The organism is Actinoplanes hulinensis, from assembly GCF_019429605.1.
Taxonomy (GTDB): Bacteria; Actinomycetota; Actinomycetes; order Mycobacteriales; family Micromonosporaceae; genus Actinoplanes; species Actinoplanes campanulatus.
In genome coordinates this window covers 1-1760 of sequence record NZ_JAHXZI010000053.1, presented here as the reverse complement: position 1 = coordinate 1760, position 1760 = coordinate 1, and the positions used below count along the sequence as shown (strand labels likewise).

Here is a 1760-nt window from a genome sequence, read left to right as displayed (position 1 = left end):
AAGCGTGACAACAAGGCCGCGTATCTGTTCCTGTTGCCCTGGTTCGCGGGGCTGGTCCTGATCACTGCCGGGCCGGTGACGGCGTCGTTGGTGCTCGGGTTCACCGACTACAACCTGATCCAGCCGCCGGAGTTCAACGGTTTGGAGAACATCACCCGGATGCTCGGTGATCAGCGGCTGCATCACGCGCTCGGTGTCACGTTCGAATATGTGCTGATCTCGGTGCCGTTGCAGTTGGCCGCGGCTCTCGGGTTGGCGATGCTGCTGGATCGGGGGATGCGCGGGCTGGCGTTCTACCGCTCGGCGTTCTATCTGCCGTCGCTGCTGGGTTCGAGTGTCGCGATCGCGGTGTTGTGGCGGCAGATCTTCGGCGCGGAGGGCTTGTTCAACCAGTTGCTGGGCTTGTTCGGGTTGACCGGGCGGGGCTGGATCTCGGACCCGGATACCGCACTGTCCACGTTGATCGTGTTGAACGTGTGGACGTTCGGCGCACCGATGGTGATCTTCCTGGCCGGGTTGCGGCAGATCCCGGTCATGTACTACGAAGCCGCCCAGGTCGACGGCGCCGGCCGGTTCACGCAGTTCCGCAGGATCACGGTGCCGCTGCTGTCACCGATCATCTTCTTCAACCTGGTGCTGCAGATCATCCACGCGTTCCAGTCGTTCACCCAGGCATTCGTCGTCTCCGGCGGCACCGGCGGCCCGTCGGACTCGACCATGTTCTACACGCTCTACCTCTACCAGCGTGGCTTCCACAACTTCGACATGGGCTACGCCTCCGCCCTGGCCTGGCTCCTGCTGATCATCATCGCCGCGTTCACCGCCATCAACTTCCTCGCCGCGAAGAAGTGGGTCTTCTACGATGACTGACCTCAAAGAACGCGCCGCACCCGCCAAGGTCGAAGCCCCCTCCCCGACAACGGCCCGGCCCTGGAGAAGAAGCGCCCTCAAACACACCGGCCTGGGCCTGCTCACCCTGGTCATGCTGTATCCGGTGCTGTGGATGGTGGTCAGCTCACTCCGGCCCAACAACGTCATCTTCCGCTCCCCGGGCCTGATCCTGGACGGCCTGGAGACCCAGAACTACGGCGAGGGCTGGAACGCGCTGGCCTCCCCGTTCGGCCACTACCTGCTCAACTCCGCGATCGTGGTGCTGGGCTGCATCATCGGCAACCTGGTGTCCTGCTCGATGGCCGCCTACGCCTTCGCCCGGCTCGACTTCACCGGCAGGAGACTGTGGTTCGCGGTCATGCTCGGCACCATCATGCTGCCGATCCACGTCCTGATCGTGCCGCAGTACATCGTGTTCTCGAACCTCGGCTGGATCAACACGTTCCTCCCGCTGATCGTCCCGAAACTCCTGGCCACGGATGCGTTCTTCGTGTTCCTGATGGTCCAGTTCATCCGCGGCCTGCCCACCGAGCTGGACGAGGCCGCCCGGATCGACGGCGCCGGCCACCCCCGCATCTTCGCCCAGGTCATCCTGCCGCTCATGCTGCCCGCCCTGGCCACCACCACGATCTTCACGTTCATCTGGACCTGGAACGACTTCTTCAGCCAGCTCATCTACCTGACCGACCCGGACATGTACACCGTCCCGGTCGCCCTGCGCTCCTTCGTCGACGCCACCGTGTCCACCTCATGGGGCTCCATGTTCGCGATGAGCGTCGTCTCCCTGCTCCCGATCTTCCTCGCCTTCCTACTCGGCCAGCGCTACCTGGTCAAAGGCATAGCCACCACCGGAATCAAATAACAGGAGG

General features: G+C 63.7%; 2 protein-coding genes. Both read left to right on the top strand.

Translation table 11 applies throughout. The annotated features are described in order from the left end of the window. On the top strand, window positions 1–870 hold an 870-nt coding region (locus KZ829_RS42515; protein WP_220149507.1), incomplete at its 5' end, for a carbohydrate ABC transporter permease. Next, window positions 863–1753 carry a carbohydrate ABC transporter permease gene (locus tag KZ829_RS42510; RefSeq protein ID WP_220149506.1) on the top strand — a complete coding sequence of 297 codons (891 nt, stop codon included), beginning with the start codon at window positions 863–865 and terminating at the stop codon, window positions 1751–1753. The genes KZ829_RS42515 and KZ829_RS42510, both read left to right, overlap by 8 nt. Window positions 1754–1760: the final 7 nt, after the last annotated feature.